This window comes from Saccharicrinis aurantiacus (assembly GCF_947489045.1).
GTDB classification, from domain to species: Bacteria; Bacteroidota; Bacteroidia; order Bacteroidales; family Marinilabiliaceae; genus Saccharicrinis; species Saccharicrinis aurantiacus.
On sequence record NZ_CANLCN010000001.1, the window covers coordinates 777561 to 796331 of the forward strand.

An 18771-nucleotide genomic window follows, 5' to 3' on the forward strand; every position below is an offset into this window, starting at 1 on the left:
CCACTTATCATTTACCTCTTCTATTAGTTTTCAATTATCTTAATGCTAATACCTGTCCAACTTTGGTTACCGTTAATATCGGTTACATATAATAATGCATGATAATCGCCACCTTGCATATCGGCAGGTAACTGAAATGAGGTATCCAGCACCATTGACTTTTCGTTAGGTAAACTAGCCGACCAGTCTTTTAAAAACGGATTTGTGGCTGTCTTTATCTCATCCATCTCACAAACTTCTTGGTGGTTGCCATGTGTATGGTGGTCGAAGTTATGGTGAATATTCAACTTATAACTTCCTAAACCTTCGTTGTCGCTTAAATTGGCTTTTAGGCGAATCATATCGCCAAATTTTTCTATGGCACAAGGGGTCGGATACTCAACTGAAATAGTTGGAGCCTCGGTGTCAAACTCTTCTTTGTCCTCAGAGCAGGCTCCTAATAATAGGATGCCTGCAAATAGCGTACTGATTATAAACTTATTCATTGATCGTTAATTTATCGGTTGCGGCAGATCCGTTATTTTTATTATCGTAAACATGCAGGTGGAAGTGGTTTATGCCCGCTTCGCCAACTTCGTTAATGGTCACCTTGTGTACTACATTTACCTTAGTTTCACCCTTTACAGTTGTACCTTCAGTATCAGTTGTAAATTCACCGTCAACTTGTTTAAATTCATCTTCTAACTCACCCGATTTAGGCTCGTCGTGAATCTCTAATGCGTAATGATCTAAGGTACTTCCCTCTGTTGCTTCGGCAGTAAATTTAACAACTATTACATCGCCCTTTTTAAAGTCTTTTTTAGGTGCACCAGATTCATCTTCAATCGAAAAGTTTGGGATAATAGGTAAGGCTGGGTTGGCAATTACTTTTAACTCTTGACCTACTTCTGATTCGTAACCATCTTTACTAGTAACTTTTACATGAAAGTGGTAGGCGCCAAGCGGCGCATCTGTAGGAACAGCAAAATGATCGTGAATATGGGTATTTCGTAATTCAGCAACTTCAAAGGTTTCATCAATAACTTTAAATTCGTCTGCTTCAGTAGCTGCCTCGCTATGCATTTCAACATGGTAACTGATAATTCTGTCTTCAGTTTCCATCTCTACATTAAAAGTAAATGATACTTGTCCGCCAAGAGGAATTTCTGCGCCATCGCCTATCTCTGCGCCAACGCTAAATTCAGAAATAACAGGGTGTAGAGCTTGTTTGGTATTGTCTTCTTTTTCACACGATGTGAATGTTAACGCAACAATAGCTACGAATAGGCCTAGTGATTTAAAATTTTTCATGTTTGTTTATTTATTATGATTATCTATTAGTTTCCGAATGGAATATTAACTGTGAGTTGTATGTTGCGCCCTGCTTCGGGCATGTTAATGCGTCGGTATATACTTAGGTGATTGTAATATTCTGTGTTTAATAAATTATCTACACGCAGCATAAAATCGGGCGATTGGCTTTTAGTTCCAAGTTTGCCACTTACACCCAAGTATACAATGGTAGATGCATTGGTAAAATTGCCAGGAACCTCGTTTTGTACCACACGAGTTTGTTCGGCCATATGTTTGGCGCCTAAAAAGGTATTGAGCAAATACGCTTTGGTTTTAGATAATTTGATTTTATAATTTACAGATGCATCCACACTTAAAGGCGGTGTAAACGGTAGCGGTGCATTGTTATCCAGGTTTAAGGCATATACATATTCGGCCAATACATCAAAACCCAAATTAGCGTTGGGCTTAACAAATAAACTAAGCTCGCCACCAGTTCTAATTGCTTCCGTCTCTTGGTAATTGTAAATTTGTCCGGCACCCACTATATCGTTAAATCCACCGCTAGGATGCGGAAAAATATAATTAGAAAAGTAGCTATAGAAAGCACCACCCGTAAGGTCGATATATTCACTTATGAAACTCAATTCCCCATCAAGCTGATACACCTCTTCTGGGTTTAGCTCAGGATTACCTATTTCGAAGCGTGCCGAGCTCCAAATCATACCATAAGCACTCAGTTCTCGTATTGACGGAACGCGGAAACTTTTGCCAAAACTGGCCTTGCCATGAAGCTTATCGCTCAATTGACTAGATATACCAATGGTACCTGTAATACTACTAAAGCTTCGATTTATAGGTGTAGATAATATGGAATCCGTTTCGTTTTGGTTACGCGGATTAATGTATTCTTCCACATCAATAAATCCGTAATCATACCTTAATCCTGCATCAAAAAAAGTTTCGGATCGAAGTTGTTTTTGGTAGTGCGTAAAAATACCACCAATTGCCTTTTCGTAGGCAGGTATGTTAAAGTTAAAACCACTGCGCAGGTTTTTAATGTACTGCCCGCTAAAGCCAGAAGTTAGTGTAGCAGTGCTCCACTTTATTTTATAATTGGCATTGGCCGATAGGGTGTGTAGTTGCAGCCCGGTATTGAGGTGATCATCCGGAAATACCTGAGTTTTTCCTGTAATATCCGTAAGGTGATCGTAATCGTTATGGATGTTATTTTGATAGGCAATATTGGTATTTAGCTGGTTCTCGCCATAATTTATACTCGTATGGTTCGAAACTCGAAAGTGATTTACCATTTGATACGGAATTTGGATATCGCGTTTACTTGCATCATGATCTATGGGAATTTGTGTTCTAATTTCCACCCCAAAGGCATCGGCATAAAAGCCCGTTTTTCGATAGAGGTTTGAGATTTGAAACGATGTATTCCCCCGATCAAACAGTTTGCCTATTTCCGTTGTGATGGCAGCCTCGCGTCCAGCCGTGTTTTTTACATTGTTGTTAAGGATAAGATTGTAGGTGTTGTATTCAATAGAATCTTTAGGAACCATCAAATCGGCAAAGTCGAGATAAGTGGCTCGCAATGTATAGTAATATTTATTTTTACGTTGCTTAATTAAAAAGCTAGTTCCTACAAGGTCGTTGTTGGTTTTACCTATTAATTTCACCTCGCCAACCGTACTATTGGGAGCAGGTATGTTTGAGGGCAATATTTCAATAACACCGGCCAAGGCATCGCTACCAAATTGTATAGAGGCTGGGCCTTTTATCACCTTTACATTTTCAATGGCATACTGATCGAGCTCAAGTCCATGTGTTTCGCCCCATTGCTGACCTTCTAACTTAACGCCATTATTAATTACGGCCACACGGTTAAAACTCATGCCTCTAATTATCGGCTTTGAAGCCGATGAGCCCACATCAATAGAACTAACGCCGGGTATTTTACTCAGCGTTTGCATTAAACTACCCGAAGCATTTTCGCTAATAAATTGCTGATCAACTTTAACGGCAGCCACACTTTGCATTTTTACTTCGCGTGCATACCTATCTGCGGTAACGCTTACTTCTGCAATATTTTCGTCGTTTTCTTCAAGGATGAAGCTTAGGTTTAAGTCTTTGTTTTTAAGGTTGATGGTTTTTTTAATGGTATTAAAACCAAGGTAGGATATGGTTAAATTATAAGTACCATTTTTCAGATTCTCTAATACAAAGTTTCCATTATTGTCGCAAATAGCCCCAAGTTCTCCTGGGTTTACACTGATGGTTGTAAAGGGCAGGGGTTGCTTATGCTTGTTCAGCACTCTTCCTTTAATGTCAGAAGCACTAAGCTGATGATGCCCCAAGCACAAAATGAGTAATAGTAATACAGTTTTCGTCTTCATGATCAGTTTAAAATATTCTATAAACTGAAACCTGAGGGAATGCCATAACTACTTTATAGCCAATAAAGCAATGTGGTTTTAGTATGTGGATTTCAATGTCACAAACTAACTTCTTATCCCGGAAGTTTCATTAGTATAATCTATAGGCAGGTTTCCTGACTTATCTCTGTTTTACAAAAACCTTCTCGCCAACTTGGCAATGGTAATGAGTATGTTGTAAAACGCCTGTTCTTGTATTAAGAACGTGAGACTTACAGTAGCGGGCACTGTTGCCGATTTTAACGGCATTCCCTTTTAACAAAAAATGCGACGCATTAATTGTTCACCTATTTGACTGCAAACGTAAACAAATATATTTTCGGAACAAAAGAACCAACTAAATCCTATCTAATTTATATTAATTCCAGATTGAAGTGCTAAGAAATGTTGCCGCGAGTATGCAAATAGCTTGTTCTAGTATAGCTAGGTCCTGTTTTCAAGAGCTTATTGGTTCATTATTAGTGTGATGTTGAAAAATAAAACTTCTAAAAACGCAACATAATATTAATCTATTTTATTAAATTTAATTTAAGTATTGCAGTAATAAACCGTCGGCTGGTCATCAACCTACCTTGATTGGACCCATGGATTTGGAAGAAGAGGCCGACGGAATTGCCGCAATATATTTATTTAAAATTGAATAAAATATGAGTTTTCAAAGTGATTTTGAACTATGGGAAGAAAAAATTGATGCTGTTAAAGCAGATGAAATTATTGAATTAAGAATTCCAGCCGATGAGCTTGCTGCTGATTCTGAAACCCTAGCCATTGAGGCCGCCAAAGATGTTGAGGCGTTTACAGCGGTAGGAATGGATGCTACCCTAATTGAGCAGCTTAAACCCTTGGCGGGAGCACTCCGCTTTTGCCAGGCAGAATGGATGGGCGAGTACCGTGCCCAAAAGGAAGCACAGCAAAAGTGGTCTATTGAAAGTGTTAAGGGGTATGAATTACAAAAGCACTTGTTGCGTAATTTTACCTTTGCTTACCGTAAACTACCTAATGTAATGAAAAAGGTGCGTAGGATACGTGAAGGAAGCGGGAATGCTGATATGGTTCAAGATTTATTAGAGTTAGGTGTGTTAGGACAAAAATATCCTGATCCGCTAACAGATATTAATTTTAATCTTGAAGTGCTTGATGTTTCAAGGAGTACTTCGCATAGTCTTTCTGAAATATTGGCTATTGCCAATGGTGATAGTGATGGCAGCTCAGAATCTAAAGTATTGCGCGATAAGGCATATACGCTATTGCTTAATATAAATAGGGAAGTGCGCGAGTATGCCCGTTTTATATTTTGGGATAATCCTGATAAGAAAAAGAAATACGTGCTTAGTTAATATTCTCAAAAGCCCTTATTTTACTAGTCCCCGAGTAGGTCTTACCCTTCCTCGGGGACTTTTTTTTATGTCTCAATGTAAATTATGGTATTCTCAGAGCAGTTTTAGCAACGCTCAGAGTATCTTTTTGCAATTTCAGAGCAAGCAGTAGCTGCTTCAGAGCAATAATTTGAAGTCCGTGAGTAAATTATCTAAAATTCAGAGAGATTTGCTTGTGTCTCAGAGGAGAGTGTTCATAACTATGTGTCAAGCTAAAATATAAAACATTACAATGAAATATATGTCATTTGATAATGTATTAATTAGATTTTATTTATCATGATGTTACTTTATTCTATTTGTAAAAGTTTCCATTACTCGTTTTGACTTTAAAAAATAAGGAATCCAAATACAGCAATTAATAAAAGGCCACAAACCTATTAAAAAGAGTGCTTTTTCTCCTAAGCTAAAATACATAATTGTACTAACCAATAAAGTAAAAAGTAAAAAGTAAATAAAGTAGGCGATCATTAATTTTGGAAAGCTACTTCGTTTTTTGATAAAGAGGATTGAATTTAATAAGCCAAATACTATTATTGAGATAAATCCTATGAGCAGAGCAAATCTAGATAAAAGATCTGTACTAGAGCTATTATTTAAATTTGGTGTAAGCCAAGAATTTATCCCCCAGTTTAGTTTAATAAGAAAGGATACGAACATTAATAGTGTCCATATTATTATGCCAATTGAAGGAATTAATACCCAACCCCTAATTTTTTTGTTTGCTCCGTTAAATTCAGGTGCAACTTCAGGATTATATTTATACCCCTTAAAGGCAAGCATAATGCAGATGCCAAATATTAAGGCAATAAAGAGTACGAAAAATGGATGAGGTCCTTCTTCAATATTTTTAGCTTGGCTGCCCGTATTGTACCATAAATTAAAGTTTAGTTTATCGAAAACACTTTTATTGTTATCAAGGTAGGATAAATAATCATCACTATTAATGTGGTCTTGCGTAGTCTTATAGTTATAATTTAAATAGAGTTCTTTATCATGGTATTTAACGGTTCTTGAAAAATTGAAACCATCACCACTTATGGTTTCCTTTTCGTTTTTTATGCGCCATTCATAGGGAAGGTTTGCAATTATGGTTTGAGTAATATTTAAAGGATAAATTAAGGCTAATGGGCTCTTTCTGTTCGGATAAGTTTGACGTCGTAATATATCTTGAATAGATCGAGCACTCAATGTTGTAGATATGTTTTTAGTGTTTAAGGAATCTAAATAATTCCAAAAATTATCAATTATATATGAGTGTCTAATTTCAATTCTATTTTCCTCAATATCATCTTTATACCAAAACTTACCTATTGTATCTATACGAGAATATCTATTAGCATAGCTTTTTAAATATTCATTTTGAATGTTACTTAGCGAAATGTTCTTGAATATTGTACGTTTGAAATCTGCATTTCTACCTGTAATTATTGTTTTTACATCTAAACGAGTTGCAGCTTCGGTGCTATTAGAATTAAATATTTCTTCTATTTTAGATTCGCCAGGATTCTTTAAAGGAAGTGCACTTAGCTTAGTAGTTCCATTTTTAATTAGCAGTCCTTTTTCATAATTGGGAAAAAAAATATTATTCAAATTGCCCCCTTGATTTGTTATTGTTGGGTCAATATAAATTGTGTCTTGATTGTCGATTAAGCAATTTACACAATGATTGAAAGCTGCCAGTGATATTGGTTTTTCATCTAAAACATGCCCTTGAAATGTATTAACCAATACAGAGTAGGCTTCGTAACCTATGTCGTTTAATAAACAAGTTAAAAGCCAACTCTTCTCTTTACAATCTCCTGATTTTTTCTTTAAAACTAAGTTTGGATGTCTCGGTTTGATGCTGTAGATACCTTCTTCATTACCTAAATAGTATATGTTATTTTGTACATACTGTATTGCGTAACGTGCTTGTTCACTCTTTGTTGTATAACTAGATTTGATGCGATCTAATAAAGTTTCATATTCGGCACTAAATTTTTCGTTTGATTTGTAGAAGCTCAGAACGTATTTAGCTATAGACTCCCAATTAGTATCGGGTGAAATGTTAATAGTTGGTATTGGGTAATACCACGAAGGTATATCAGATTCGATATCAATAATACGCGGATTGCTTATATCCCATATGTATTGCCTAGTATTATTACCCTCTTTGATAATTGGTGTAGGCGCATTATTCGTCAAGTTTAGTTTATACTTTTTTGTTTTGTCTGTAATACAGTTTATATGCAATTTGCCGATAGGAATATCATAACTTGTATTTTGAGATATTAGTAAATAATCTTTTAATATTGGATTAAACCCTTTAGTTATAAAGCGATATTCTAATATATCACCAACTTGCAAATCTTTAACCTCCAAATATGAAGTTAAAGATCCATCTGTTATCCCAAATTCGAGGTATTGCTCCCGTCTTAATATCTCAGGTTTCTGAGATTTAAGGATATCAATCACTGTACCGTTTCTAATAATATTGATAGCAAGGAATTTTGCTGTTTGATATGTGCTATCATAATTTAGGGTAATTGAAGATGCTTGAGCCAAACCATTTTCTTCAGTTATTTTTAATGCTATGTGAGTATAATATTCTTCTGAAATTAAATTTATTTGAACATCGGATAAAAGATAGCTTAGGCCGCTAGAATGGTACTCTGTAGGCGCAATAAAGTCCTTGTTATAATGAACTGTTTCACACCATTTGGGTATGAATTGACCATTGATATTTAAAAAACTAAATAGGAATAAGGATATAGTAAAGGCAAGATGTATAATTCGCATAATATAGCTTTGGGTTTATTAAGTGCGCTAAATTACTTATTATTTACATAATGTCAATAATTGGCATAAGTAATTATTTCAGTTATGGTGTAAACCTAATAATGCGCATTTAATGGTAATTGGGTAGAAAATGAAGTATTACTTTATAATTTGTAAACAAGAGGAACCATAATTTCAAACGCCCATCAATATCGGGCGTTTTTTTTATATCATTTCATTGTAAACTACTAAGTATTTGCCTCCACCAACTCAGGCTCTGTTGCTATTTGTTTTTCTTTAGGGCACACCTTAACACCAATAACCAAAACATCATCAAGCTGATTGTAATTTCCTCTCCAGTTTTCGAAATGCGAATCCAATACTTCTTTCTGATTTTCCATTGGTAGGTGCGAATTATCGAGTAGCAATTGTTTAAAGTTTTTGGCCAATAACTTGCGTCCTTTTTCGCCACCAAACTGATCGTGATAACCATCGGAGAAGGTGTACATTAAGTCATCAGTTTGTAATTGTATATTATGGTTGGTAAATGGTTTTTCGCCTCGGGCATATACACCAATAGGCATACGATCCGATTTTTGCTCAATCAATTCGCCTTGTCTGATAATATAAAGCGGATTGTATGCACCGGCAAAATTTACCTGCATTGCTTTGTAATCAATAATACAAAGTGTACAGTCCATGCCATCGCGGGCTTCGTTTTTACTACCTGTTTGGTGCAGGGCTTTTTTCACTTTAGTCCTTAATTCATTTAATATATCAGCGGCATCGTTCCATTGGCGACTATTCACAATTTCGGTAAGTAACGAAGTACCCAACATACTCATAAAAGCACCCGGAACACCATGTCCGGTACAATCTACAGTGGCCACAATTGATTTACCATCAATCTCGGTCATCCAATAAAAATCGCCACTCACAATATCCTTAGGTTTAAACAGGATAAAATGATTAGGAATTACGCTGTTCTTTTGTTCTTCGGGAGGCATAACTGCCTGTTGAATGCGGGCTGCATAGGAAATACTATCGGTTATTTTTTTCTTTTGTACCTCTAGTATATCGTGTTGTTTTTCAATTTCATTTTTTTGCACTTCAATGGCATCGCGCTGCGCCATTATTTCCTCTTTCTGCTCTAATATCTCGGTATTTTGAGCGGCCAATTGTAAGTTCGATTTTTTAATGAGCTTATTTTTGCGCGCAATAGAAAACAAGAAATACGAGGTTACCAATACTATGGCTAATATAAAATAGATAAGGTTGAGTTGATTTTTGTTGCGCTCTTGCTGTTTGAATATGGTTAGTTTCTGCTCTTGCAAAGCACGTTCTTTCTTTTCCATTTCGTAGCGAATTTGCATATCAGCAATTTTTTTGATGCTTTCGCTATTCAGTATTTTAGAGCGTAATGAATTGTATTTCTGAAGCTGCTCGTAGGCTTCATCATATTGACCCAATTTTGCATAAGCAGCAGCAATGGCATTGCGTACGCTAGCTTCAAGGTTAATATTATCGTAAGCCAAAGCTATGTCCAATGCTTCGTTGTACATTTCCGTTGCTTTGGCCGTGTTCGATTTGTTTAGTTCTATCTTACCTAAAGCAACCAGCGTGGAGGCTTTTCCTAATTTGTCCTTGGCTTCCTCGCGCAAAGCAAGCGCTTTTTTATACTCAATTTCAGCTTTTGCTACATCATCAAAACTAAGATATAGGCTACCCAGTTTGTGGTATACGGCCGCAACGTTGGTTTTATCGTTGGCTTTTTGATATAAATTAAGTGCCGTTTCGTAATTTTCTTTCGAGGTTTCTAATTCACCCATACTACGATAAACCAATCCTAAATTATTGTAGGATGCAGCCATGAGTTTAGGATCGTTAATTTGCTCTCTGAGGGCCAAAGCTTCTAGGTAATAATCCAACGCTTGGTCAAAATTCTTCATTTGCCAATTCACACTACCCAATAAATTGTAGATGTGCGCCATTAGTTTAATGTCGTTCAGCTTTTTATAGATACCCAACGATTGCTTGTAATAATTAATGGCCATCTCATAATTATTAAGATCCTTATAAATGAGGCCAATGTTATTTAAGGTCGATGCCATTGGAATAGCCAAGTTTAAGCGCTCCCTTATTTCCAAAGCAATTAGGTAGTTGTCGAGTGCATCTTTATAAGCTTTGCTTTGCCAATAAATACCACCTAATAAGTGATGGTAATCGGCCATTTTAGCTTCCATATTTCTGCTATGTACTATTTGTATAGCATTATCTATTTGCGCCACAGCATCGGTATATTTCCCTTGGTTACGATACGATATACCTAAATTGCGATAGATATCTGCCATGCCAATACTATCGTTTTCAGAAGCATAAAAATCCAATGCCTCATTGTAATATTTTAACGCATTGTTATGCTGATTCATTGATAAATATAGGTTGGCAATGTGATTTAAGGTAGCAGCTTGTTTCTCTGTCTGATCGTTGGTTTTTATAAGCTCCAATGCTTGTTTGTGGTATTTTAGCGCTTGTGTATGCTTGCCCATTTGTTTGTAGCAAAGACCTAAACTATTGAGTGTGTTTATCTCTTCGGAATAGATATTATTGTTTTTTGCTATGGACAAAGCTTTTAGGTAATTGCCTTCAGCCTCTTCTGTTTGCATGTTGCGTAAATAGGCTGTACCCAATAAACTAAGGGTTGAAGCTATTGTGCTACTATCATTACCTTGTTTAGCCAATATTAATGCTTGATTGTGTGCTTGTATGGCTTGGCTGTGGTAATTAATATCGCGGTAGGCAACGCCAATTTTATTGTAAAGGCGCAGACTTTCAGTATCTGACGAGCTATCTTTAATTTGCTTTTGTAACGATTCTATGCTTTGTGCGTGACTATACGTACAGATACAAAGTATGAGTATTATAGTTTGAGTGACTTTTTTAGTAAAGCGCATATATTCCGAGATATTATGTGAGGACTCAAAAATAATAAATAGCTATAAACTTCCTTCATACTTATCAAATCATTTTATTATTGTAAATAAGTTGACTAGGCTTTTTGTACATTTGTTTTGCCTGTGATAATAGACCAGAAACAACATGAAAGCTAGTTTAGAACAATTTTTTGCCAATAGATTTACCGATGCGGATAATGAGATACCTGAAGTTGTTCAGTATTTTAAACCGCTTAAGGTTGCCAAAGATGAGCTCTTGTTAGAAAGCGGAATGGTGTGTCACTCGCTCTATTTTATTGTTAGTGGAAGTTTAAAGACTTCTTTTATTGATGCCAAAGGACAAGAAACCATTCGTCATGTTTCCTTCGAAAATCAGTTCTTATCCTCCTTACATAGCTTTATTAAACAAACTGCGTCTACTGAATTTATATATGCTATTGAAGCATCGGAATTGCAATTTATATCGTACAATGATTTTCAGAAACTAATAAGTAGAACTACTCTATTTAGAGATTTCTATATTAAAATGCTCGAAACTACTTATTTGAATAATCACTGGCGTATTGAAACGTTTTTACGATTAAGTGCCAAGGAACGTTATGAATATTTGTTGACTCATAAAAAAGAAATGGTTCAGCGTCTCTCCAATAAAAACTTGGCCAGTTATCTGGGTATTACTCAAGAAAGTTTAAGCAGAATAAAGGCCAAAAAGTGATTTTTTATCATTTGTCAATGTTTTAGGTTTTGTATAGTCGCAACTTTGTGGTGTACAAAAATTAAAGCTGCAACAGATGACTTATTCTACATTTTTACAAAAAGGCAAAAGTGCTGTGTTATGGGTTTATAAAACCATTAACACAAAAATTACCAATATATATAGTCCGCTTACAAAGCGATTCCCTGTTTTAAATCAATATCCTAATTTGAAGTATGCGATAATTCCTGTCATTCTCGGATTATTCACTTTGGTTCGTAACCTATTAAAAATTGGCATTAACGAATTTGCTTCATGGAGTTCAGGTTTTGCAGGTGATCATTTAGGACTTGCGGTTAATGAGCGTACCATTGTATTGTGTTTTTCTGTGCTACTTATTGGCACGCGTATTGGCATTAAAGTAAGGGGGATGGTAAAGAAAAAAACAAACGAAGCAGCATTGAGTTATGAAGGAGCCTAATAAATTACAGAAAGCCAAAAGGAATTATTATGTGGATATGGCGAGTCTGTTGCCATTTCTGATAATGATATTTACTGGTATAATATTATTAGGCTACCATGCAGGTAAACCTGCTTCTCATCATACATTAAGTATGAGTAGTGGTTTCTGGCTTAATGCTCATATTGTTACATCCTTAATAACAATAGGCTTGGTGTGTGTTCATTTATATCAGCATATAAGTTGGTTTAAAAAGTTATTTAGCAAGGTAGGCAAAAGTAAAAAATGGATTCGTAACCTTATTTTACTTATTCTATTTATAGCAACAACGCTCACATCGCTAATACCATGGCTTGTTATGGAAGATACAAGTAGCTCAAAGCTAGTGCTTGGATTACACAATAAATTTGGCTTATTATTAATCATCTTTTTTGTAATCCATGTACTCAGTTATTCTAAATGGATCGTTGCCTTAACTAAAAACGTTTTTGGCAAAAACTAAGTGTTGAAATTAATAAGAAAACAAAATGAAGAATTTTAAACAGAAAATAATTGCTAAAAAGTTAGCAGAAGAATTAAGTATAAAGGATGGTATTGTTAAGGTAAATCAAACATCGTGCGATGGTTGTGGTAGCTGTGTTGATGTTTGCCCATTTTCTGCTATATCCATTAAATCTTTATCATCAAATGAAGTAAAGGAATTACCGTTTAAAGGGCGTTTAAAAGTTTGGATAAAGGGAAATAACAAAGCCGACATCAATACTGATGCTTGCACTTCGTGTGGGTTGTGTATGAAACAGTGTCACGAATTTGCCATACATAAACAGGCTATCTGAGTTATTTAGATTATCCTGTTTATATGTATTCTTTGAATGAATTGCAGCACTAAACTGCAAAAGCACTAATCTGTTTGTTTAAATCATCCGACTGCTGAAATAGGCGTGCTGCACTAGCACTTAATTCCTCACTGCTGGCACTATGTTCTTTCGTAATTTCGTTAAGCTGTTGCATTGATCTAGATATTTGCTCACCAAAGTCATTGTTTTATTAACCTCGGGTATTCATAATTTTACAAGAATTAACAAATTAAAGAATAGACAAATATTATTTACTAGTGAGGTGCTTTTATTCACAATAAAATATTTTGTTAACTTGCGCGCATTAACCTTAATGGGATATTACTCTAGGTATTCCTTATAATAAACAGAACCATGATCTACCATAAATGTCTACAATTAACAATTCTATTACTAGTATTCTTATCGCATAATAGCAATGCGCAACCTCAAAATATAAAGACTTATTTAGAGGCCAATGTAAGTTCAATATCAGACTCTGATAATGAGTCTCGTTTTAAAATTATTAAAGAATCTATTGGAGATGCCCGTGTTGTGCTATTGGGAGAACAAAATCATGGCGATGGCACTACCATGCAATTTAAGACAGGTTTGGTAAAGTATCTTCATGAGGAGTGTGATTTTGATCTGCTCATTTTTGAATCTAATTTTTATCCCATACAAAAACTCCGAGAAGATGACAATCCTGATTTTAATGAAGTAAAGAAATACATTTTTCCAATTTGGACTAATTGTACCCAATGTTCTGATTTATTTGCATATCTAGAATCAAGCTACCAAAGTAATAAGCCACTAATTGTAAGTGCTATTGATAACCAAAAGTATTTCTATAAGTTCGACTATGTTGCAGAATTAAAAGAGCTATGCACCGAAAATAATGTACTTATACCAGATACTGCTTGGTTTTATTCGGCCATTAGAAAGTCCTTAAAGTTTGGCAACAGCAACTCTAAAGAGGAAATAAGTAAACTAATTAAATATGTTAAGGCCTGGCATATTGAAGACAATGATTTTTTTCATCAAGAAGTTAAATGCCTATTGGCGTATTTTGAATTAAAGCAAACAGAATATAGAAAAGGGGTTAAAAAATACGAATATCATAATGTAAGGGATAGTGCAATGACTACTAATTTATTGTGGTTGTTACAAGAAAGGTATCCTAATAAAAAGGCTATTGTTTGGGCGCATAACGTTCATATATCTAAAGATGTTGAAACGTCTTTTTATTATTTTGGTACAGGCTTGCACGATGTTTTAGGTGAGGATATGTATAATATCGGTTTCACCTCATACGATGGCTGTTCTAAATTTGCAAGTGGCAATGTAGCAAGTAAAAAAAACAAGCCTAACTCAAAATCATTGGAATCCTGGATGAAGAAGAATTACCATCAAACTTCATTTATTAATTTAAAGGGTTTACCTGATAAAAACACCAAGTTTTCGGCCAATATCATTTATGAAGTTTCAATGAAAAAGGAATGGGCAAATATTTTTGATGGTATAATTTATATTCCAACAATGGAGCCTTGCATAAAGCTTGATGAAGGAATATAAGTAGAAAAGAGAAACACGATTTTTAACTAACTTAATCTATAATAATGAGAAAAGTAATTGTATTAGTACTAATACTTGTAGCAGGTAGTATTGCGAAAGCACAAGTGATTGATAATTATGGAATCCGACTAGGGGTGGGTTTAGCTAATCAGCAATGGAAGTATAAAAGTGATATGTTTGGTGATTTAACAGATTGGAAGGATAATTACACTGGTTTCTCGGTTTATGCCAATGTTGAGAAGCAGTTTAATAAGTTTATAGCACTCCGACCTGAAATAGGCTATGCACAGAAAGGCTTTAACGAAAGTCTTCAAATTTTGACAGATGAGGCTGATCCTGTATTTTCTGATACAAAGCAGAACCTAGTGCTTCATAATATTGTGCTAAATTTAGCAGGTAGGTTTACACCAATTGAGACTACTTTTAAACCTTATTTACTATTAGGTTTACGAAGTGATTTTCTAATAGCATATAACGATGTTCAGGTGGGGCAAGGTGAGAATTCTATTGGCATTTATAAAGAGATTGTTGATGAGTATAAGAGTACATTACTGAGTGGAATATTAGGCCTTGGCTTTGATTACAAAGAGTTGGTTTATATCGAATTTGAGTATTGTCCGCCATTTAGTAGTATTTATGATAATAGTGCTTTATCCATTAGTGATAAGTTTTATGAGTTTAACGTTGGCGTAAATATCAATAGCTTGTTTGCTAAGCATTAGAGTGCTTTTGAATTTTTAATGCGGCTCGTATTCGCAAAACATGAAGCGATCTCAAGGCGCCTTGAGGTGGCCGCGTTCCTCGCCATGACGAGGTGCAAAGATGTAGTGCATGGGTGCAGCAGGGATAGCAACGGCAATAAAGCTTTTGTTTTGCCACGATGCAGGGAGAGTGGAGGCGACCATAGGAGCCCCCGCACCGACCATGCAGCGTTTGCAAAAACGGAAGCTTTATTATAGTGTATAGCCCGTTTGTCTGCCCAAATAATAGAAAGTTTATATTGTGATTTGTGGGAGAGGTGAAAGCTTGTCAGAACAAAGGGTGTTGGCTTGAAGATGTGTCAGTCTGATGTCAGCAAAACTGCCTTTGTGGCATGGGAAATGACTTGGCACAGGCTTTGATAAACTGAGTGAAGAAATTGTTTTATCAATATAAACTAAAATATTATGTCAAAAGGTAATATTGGGGTTACTACCGAGAATATATTCCCCATCATTAAGAAGTTTTTATACTCAGATCACGAGATCTTTTTACGTGAGTTAGTTTCGAATGCTGTTGATGCATCGCAAAAAATGAAAACGCTATCGAGCGTTGGTGAGTTTAACGGTGAACTAGGCGAATTAAAAGTTTCGATTAGTATTGATGAAAAGGCTAAAACGCTTACTATCTCTGATAGAGGTGTGGGTATGACGGCTGAAGAAATTGAGAAATACATTAATCAGATTGCTTTTTCAGGAGCTGAGGAGTTTGTTGATAAATATAAGGATGATGCAAACGCTATTATCGGTCACTTTGGTTTAGGTTTTTACTCATCGTTTATGGTGGCTAAAAAGGTAAACATTATTACACAGTCGCATAAAGATGGCGCTAAAGCTGTTAAATGGACTTGTGATGGTAGCCCTGAGTACACGCTTGAAGAGGTTGAGAAAGAGGATAGAGGTACTGATATTGTGCTTCATATTGATGAGGAGAACGAAAACTTCTTGCAAAAAGCAGAGATCACTACTTTATTAAATAAGTATTGTAAATTTTTACCTGTACCAGTTGTTTTTGGAAACAAAACTGAGTGGAAAGATGGTAAAGAAGAAGAGACTGCTGAAGAGAACCAAATTAACGATGTAGCTCCACTTTGGACACGTACTCCATCTGAATTAAAAGATGAGGATTACAATCAGTTCTACAAGGATTTATATCCGATGAGCGAAGATCCGATTTTTAACATTCACCTGAATGTGGATTATCCGTTTAACTTAACTGGTGTTCTTTATTTCCCAAAAATTAAGAATAACGTTGAGGTTCAAAAGAACAAAATTCAACTTTATAGCAACCAGGTATTTATTACCGATTCGGTAGAGAATATTGTACCTGAGTTTTTAACGCTTTTACATGGTGTTATTGATTCGCCAGATATTCCGTTGAACGTTTCTCGTTCTTACCTTCAGGCTGATGGTAATGTGAAGAAGATTTCGAACCACATTACTAAAAAAGTAGCGGATCGTTTGGCTGAAATTTTTAAAGCTGATAGAGCTGATTTTGAAGCCAAGTGGGACTCGTTAAAATTATTTATTGGTTACGGAATGCTTACTGAGGAGAAATTCTACGATAAAGCACAGAAGTTCTCTTTATTTAAAAATACCGATGGTAAGTACTTTACTTTTGATGAGTACAAAGATATTATTAAGGAAAACCAAACGGATAAAGACGATCAGTTAGTTTACTTATACACCACTAATGTTGAGGAGCAACATAGCTTTATTGAGGCTGCTAAAAACAAAGGTTACGATGTGTTAGTAATGGATGGTCAGCTTGACAATCACTTTGTGAATCACTTGGAGCAAAAGTTTGAGAAATCGCGTTTTGTTCGTGTAGATAGTGATGTTGCTGAAAAATTAATACCAAAAGAATCTACTTTAGAGTCGCAACTTTCTGCTGGCGATAAAGACGATTTAACTTCGGTATTCTCTGCACAAGTGCCTAATGGCGATAAAATGAACTTTATTGTTGCTTTTGAAGCAATGGGTAAAGATTCTAGTCCGGCTATTATTACGCAGCAAGAGTTTATGCGTCGTATGAAAGAGATGAGCGCTATGCAAGGTGGCGGTGGAATGAATTTCTACGGCGAAATGCCAGATAGCTACCAGTTGGTAGTAAACGAAAATCACCCAATTGTTGAGCGTATTTTAGCTGATAAAAACGAAGCTGTAGGTAAAGAAGCTGATAGTTTACGCAGCAAAATTGAGAGCTTAAATGGCAAGCGCCAAGAGCTTGAAAAAGCTAAAGAGGGTAAAAAAGAAGAAGAGATTGAGCAAGCTCAGAAAGATGAGTTAGCGGATGTTGACAAGAAAATTAGCGAGTTAAATACTAAGAAAACAGAAGTGTTGAGTAAGTTTAGCACTGATAATAAATTGGTATCGCAATTAATTGACTTGGCTCTTTTATCAAACAACATGCTTAAGGGTGAGGCCTTAACTAAGTTTGTTAAACGTAGCATCGATTTAATTTAAGAAACAAATAGTTTCAGATATATGAAAGCCGCTTGATTTAGTTCAAGCGGCTTTTTTTATAATCATTCTAAATTGTTATGCTATGGATGGGTTTATGTAACATAACCTCGATGTATACCGTTATAGGATATAATCTAAAACGAGTTAGCCGAAAATCGAAAGAGTAGGCATTACATTAAACCCTAATACATGAAATTATTATCGTTATTTTCCTTATCACTACTAGTGTGTAGTGCTAATTTAATTGCTCAAGCCCAAGCTGAGCAGCCAGAAGTAGTAGAGGAGAAAGTATCTAAGCAAGAAATGTTATTAAGCCCCTCTGTTGCTTTTTCTCATAAAAAGTTGGCTTACGTTACCTTAAATGATGGAACAGAAGTAAAAGGAAACATCACAGATTTAGATAGAAAGAAAGGACTAATTGAACAGGTTAAAATTAAAGATGGAAGTGGAAAGAAGCACAAAATGAAACCGGATGATATTAAACATATGTATCTTCCACCTAGTGGTTTAACTAAGCTATCAAAAGCATATGATGTTGTCTTCGATTCTAAAAAGTGGAATAATCAACGTTTAAATCAAGATCTAATAAATCAAGGATATGCTTATTTTGAACAAACTGATGTTAAGATCAAGAAGAAAACAAATATGCTCTTGGTGCAATTATTAAATCCAAGTTTTTGTGAAAATATTAGTGTTTACCACGATCCAAAGGCTAAAGAAACAAAATCATTAGGTGTTGGAGGCATTAATGTAGCAGGTGGAATTGCTAAATCATATTACTTAAAAAAGAATAGTGATAATGCGGCTTATAAATTGACTAAGAAAGATTATCAAAAACAATTTACTATGTTTTGGAGTGATAACTCAAAAATAGCTGAATCATACCCTGATGGTAAGTGGAGAGATTTAACTGAGCATATTCACTTATATAATAGTAAGAATTAAAGTATTCAATCTTGAATATAAATTCAAAGTCTAAAAATATGAAAGTCGCTTGATTCAGTTCAAGTGGCTTTTTTTATGTCCTAAAATTGAAGTGTAAATCCTACATAAATGTAATTTAAAGGCGATAGAATTACATTTATGTTCAATGAATAATTTTAATTATTTGGAGGTGTGATATTGTTAGGGGGTTGATATATAGTTGTTTGGTTGTTTGGTGGAGTGGTTTTTTATATT

General features: G+C 35.2%; 15 protein-coding genes and 1 riboswitch. Of the genes, 9 read left to right on the top strand and 6 right to left on the bottom strand.

Annotation, left to right across the window (positions count from 1 at the left end):
* Window positions 1–23: 23 nt before the first annotated feature.
* The 3 genes from QMO11_RS02830 to QMO11_RS02840 are packed head-to-tail and all read right to left on the bottom strand — an operon-like array spanning window position 24 to window position 3674.
* A complete protein-coding gene (locus tag QMO11_RS02830) occupies window positions 24–485 on the bottom strand; it encodes a DUF4625 domain-containing protein (RefSeq protein WP_282035938.1) in 462 nt (153 codons plus the stop codon).
* Window positions 478–1290: a DUF4625 domain-containing protein gene (locus QMO11_RS02835; protein ID WP_282035939.1), complete on the bottom strand. Its 813-nt coding sequence runs from the start codon at window positions 1288–1290 to the stop codon at window positions 478–480. The genes QMO11_RS02830 and QMO11_RS02835 overlap by 8 nt, the downstream gene beginning before the upstream one ends.
* A 26-nt stretch (window positions 1291–1316) precedes the next feature.
* Entirely contained in the window at window positions 1317–3674 is a 2358-nt protein-coding gene (locus QMO11_RS02840; protein WP_282035940.1) for a TonB-dependent receptor, read from the bottom strand.
* A 128-nt stretch (window positions 3675–3802) separates the two neighbouring features.
* A riboswitch (cobalamin riboswitch) is annotated at window positions 3803–4019 on the bottom strand.
* A 341-nt stretch (window positions 4020–4360) separates the two neighbouring features.
* On the opposite strand from QMO11_RS02840, the gene QMO11_RS02845 reads away from it, so the two are divergent.
* A complete protein-coding gene (locus QMO11_RS02845) occupies window positions 4361–5050 on the top strand; it encodes a hypothetical protein (protein WP_282035941.1) in 690 nt (229 codons plus the stop codon).
* A 324-nt stretch (window positions 5051–5374) separates the two neighbouring features.
* Here the strand turns inward: QMO11_RS02845 and QMO11_RS02850 are convergent, their stop codons facing one another.
* Entirely contained in the window at window positions 5375–7870 is a 2496-nt protein-coding gene (locus QMO11_RS02850; protein WP_282035942.1) for a DUF3857 domain-containing protein, read from the bottom strand.
* 227 nt (window positions 7871–8097) lie between these two features.
* A complete protein-coding gene (locus tag QMO11_RS02855) occupies window positions 8098–10803 on the bottom strand; it encodes a tetratricopeptide repeat protein (RefSeq protein ID WP_282035943.1) in 2706 nt (901 codons plus the stop codon).
* Window positions 10804–10948: 145 nt separating this feature from the next.
* On the opposite strand from QMO11_RS02855, the gene QMO11_RS02860 reads away from it, so the two are divergent.
* The 4 genes from QMO11_RS02860 to QMO11_RS02875 all read left to right on the top strand — a co-directional run bounded on the left by QMO11_RS02860 (window position 10949) and on the right by QMO11_RS02875 (window position 12793).
* Window positions 10949–11518 (top strand): Crp/Fnr family transcriptional regulator, encoded by a 570-nt coding sequence (locus QMO11_RS02860; RefSeq protein ID WP_282035944.1) that lies wholly within the window; start codon window positions 10949–10951, stop codon window positions 11516–11518.
* 76 nt (window positions 11519–11594) lie between these two features.
* On the top strand, window positions 11595–11978 hold the full coding sequence (locus QMO11_RS02865) for a hypothetical protein (protein ID WP_282035945.1): 384 nt from the start codon (window positions 11595–11597) through the stop codon (window positions 11976–11978).
* Window positions 11965–12459: a DUF4405 domain-containing protein gene (locus tag QMO11_RS02870; RefSeq protein WP_282035946.1), complete on the top strand. Its 495-nt coding sequence runs from the start codon at window positions 11965–11967 to the stop codon at window positions 12457–12459. Before QMO11_RS02865 ends, QMO11_RS02870 begins: the two co-directional genes overlap by 14 nt.
* A gap of 25 nt (window positions 12460–12484) precedes the next feature.
* Window positions 12485–12793, top strand: a complete 309-nt coding sequence (locus tag QMO11_RS02875; protein ID WP_282035947.1) for a 4Fe-4S binding protein — start codon at window positions 12485–12487, stop codon at window positions 12791–12793.
* A gap of 49 nt (window positions 12794–12842) precedes the next feature.
* Here QMO11_RS02875 and QMO11_RS02880 read toward each other — a convergent pair whose 3' ends face one another.
* Window positions 12843–12968, bottom strand: coding sequence for a hypothetical protein (locus QMO11_RS02880; RefSeq protein ID WP_282035948.1), 126 nt, complete (start codon window positions 12966–12968; stop codon window positions 12843–12845).
* Window positions 12969–13168: 200 nt separating this feature from the next.
* On the opposite strand from QMO11_RS02880, the gene QMO11_RS02885 reads away from it, so the two are divergent.
* From QMO11_RS02885 to QMO11_RS02900, 4 genes are all read left to right on the top strand, one after another.
* Window positions 13169–14368 carry an erythromycin esterase family protein gene (locus QMO11_RS02885; protein ID WP_282035949.1) on the top strand — a complete coding sequence of 400 codons (1200 nt, stop codon included), beginning with the start codon at window positions 13169–13171 and terminating at the stop codon, window positions 14366–14368.
* A 44-nt stretch (window positions 14369–14412) separates the two neighbouring features.
* Entirely contained in the window at window positions 14413–15090 is a 678-nt protein-coding gene (locus QMO11_RS02890) for an outer membrane beta-barrel protein (protein ID WP_282035950.1), read from the top strand.
* 444 nt (window positions 15091–15534) lie between these two features.
* Window positions 15535–17592 carry a molecular chaperone HtpG gene (htpG, locus tag QMO11_RS02895; RefSeq protein ID WP_282035951.1) on the top strand — a complete coding sequence of 686 codons (2058 nt, stop codon included), beginning with the start codon at window positions 15535–15537 and terminating at the stop codon, window positions 17590–17592.
* A 189-nt stretch (window positions 17593–17781) separates the two neighbouring features.
* Complete coding sequence (locus tag QMO11_RS02900) at window positions 17782–18537, top strand: YgdI/YgdR family lipoprotein (RefSeq protein WP_282035952.1); 756 nt, start codon at window positions 17782–17784, stop codon at window positions 18535–18537.
* Window positions 18538–18771 lie beyond the last annotated feature (234 nt).

Excerpts from the sequence above, each read along its gene's own strand:
- QMO11_RS02900 (WP_282035952.1), top strand. The coding sequence starts at position 17,782 with ATGAAATTATTATCGTTATTTTCCTTATCACTACTAGTGTGTAGTGCT.
- QMO11_RS02885 (WP_282035949.1), top strand. The coding sequence starts at position 13,169 with ATGATCTACCATAAATGTCTACAATTAACAATTCTATTACTAGTATTC.
- QMO11_RS02860 (WP_282035944.1), top strand. The coding sequence starts at position 10,949 with ATGAAAGCTAGTTTAGAACAATTTTTTGCCAATAGATTTACCGATGCG.
- QMO11_RS02840 (WP_282035940.1), bottom strand. The coding sequence starts at position 3,674 with ATGAAGACGAAAACTGTATTACTATTACTCATTTTGTGCTTGGGGCAT.
- QMO11_RS02830 (WP_282035938.1), bottom strand. The coding sequence starts at position 485 with ATGAATAAGTTTATAATCAGTACGCTATTTGCAGGCATCCTATTATTA.
- QMO11_RS02845 (WP_282035941.1), top strand. The coding sequence starts at position 4,361 with ATGAGTTTTCAAAGTGATTTTGAACTATGGGAAGAAAAAATTGATGCT.
- QMO11_RS02880 (WP_282035948.1), bottom strand. The coding sequence starts at position 12,968 with ATGCAACAGCTTAACGAAATTACGAAAGAACATAGTGCCAGCAGTGAG.
- QMO11_RS02855 (WP_282035943.1), bottom strand. The coding sequence starts at position 10,803 with ATGCGCTTTACTAAAAAAGTCACTCAAACTATAATACTCATACTTTGT.
- QMO11_RS02875 (WP_282035947.1), top strand. The coding sequence starts at position 12,485 with ATGAAGAATTTTAAACAGAAAATAATTGCTAAAAAGTTAGCAGAAGAA.
- QMO11_RS02865 (WP_282035945.1), top strand. The coding sequence starts at position 11,595 with ATGACTTATTCTACATTTTTACAAAAAGGCAAAAGTGCTGTGTTATGG.
- QMO11_RS02890 (WP_282035950.1), top strand. The coding sequence starts at position 14,413 with ATGAGAAAAGTAATTGTATTAGTACTAATACTTGTAGCAGGTAGTATT.
- htpG (WP_282035951.1), top strand. The coding sequence starts at position 15,535 with ATGTCAAAAGGTAATATTGGGGTTACTACCGAGAATATATTCCCCATC.
- QMO11_RS02870 (WP_282035946.1), top strand. The coding sequence starts at position 11,965 with ATGAAGGAGCCTAATAAATTACAGAAAGCCAAAAGGAATTATTATGTG.
- QMO11_RS02850 (WP_282035942.1), bottom strand. The coding sequence starts at position 7,870 with ATGCGAATTATACATCTTGCCTTTACTATATCCTTATTCCTATTTAGT.
- QMO11_RS02835 (WP_282035939.1), bottom strand. The coding sequence starts at position 1,290 with ATGAAAAATTTTAAATCACTAGGCCTATTCGTAGCTATTGTTGCGTTA.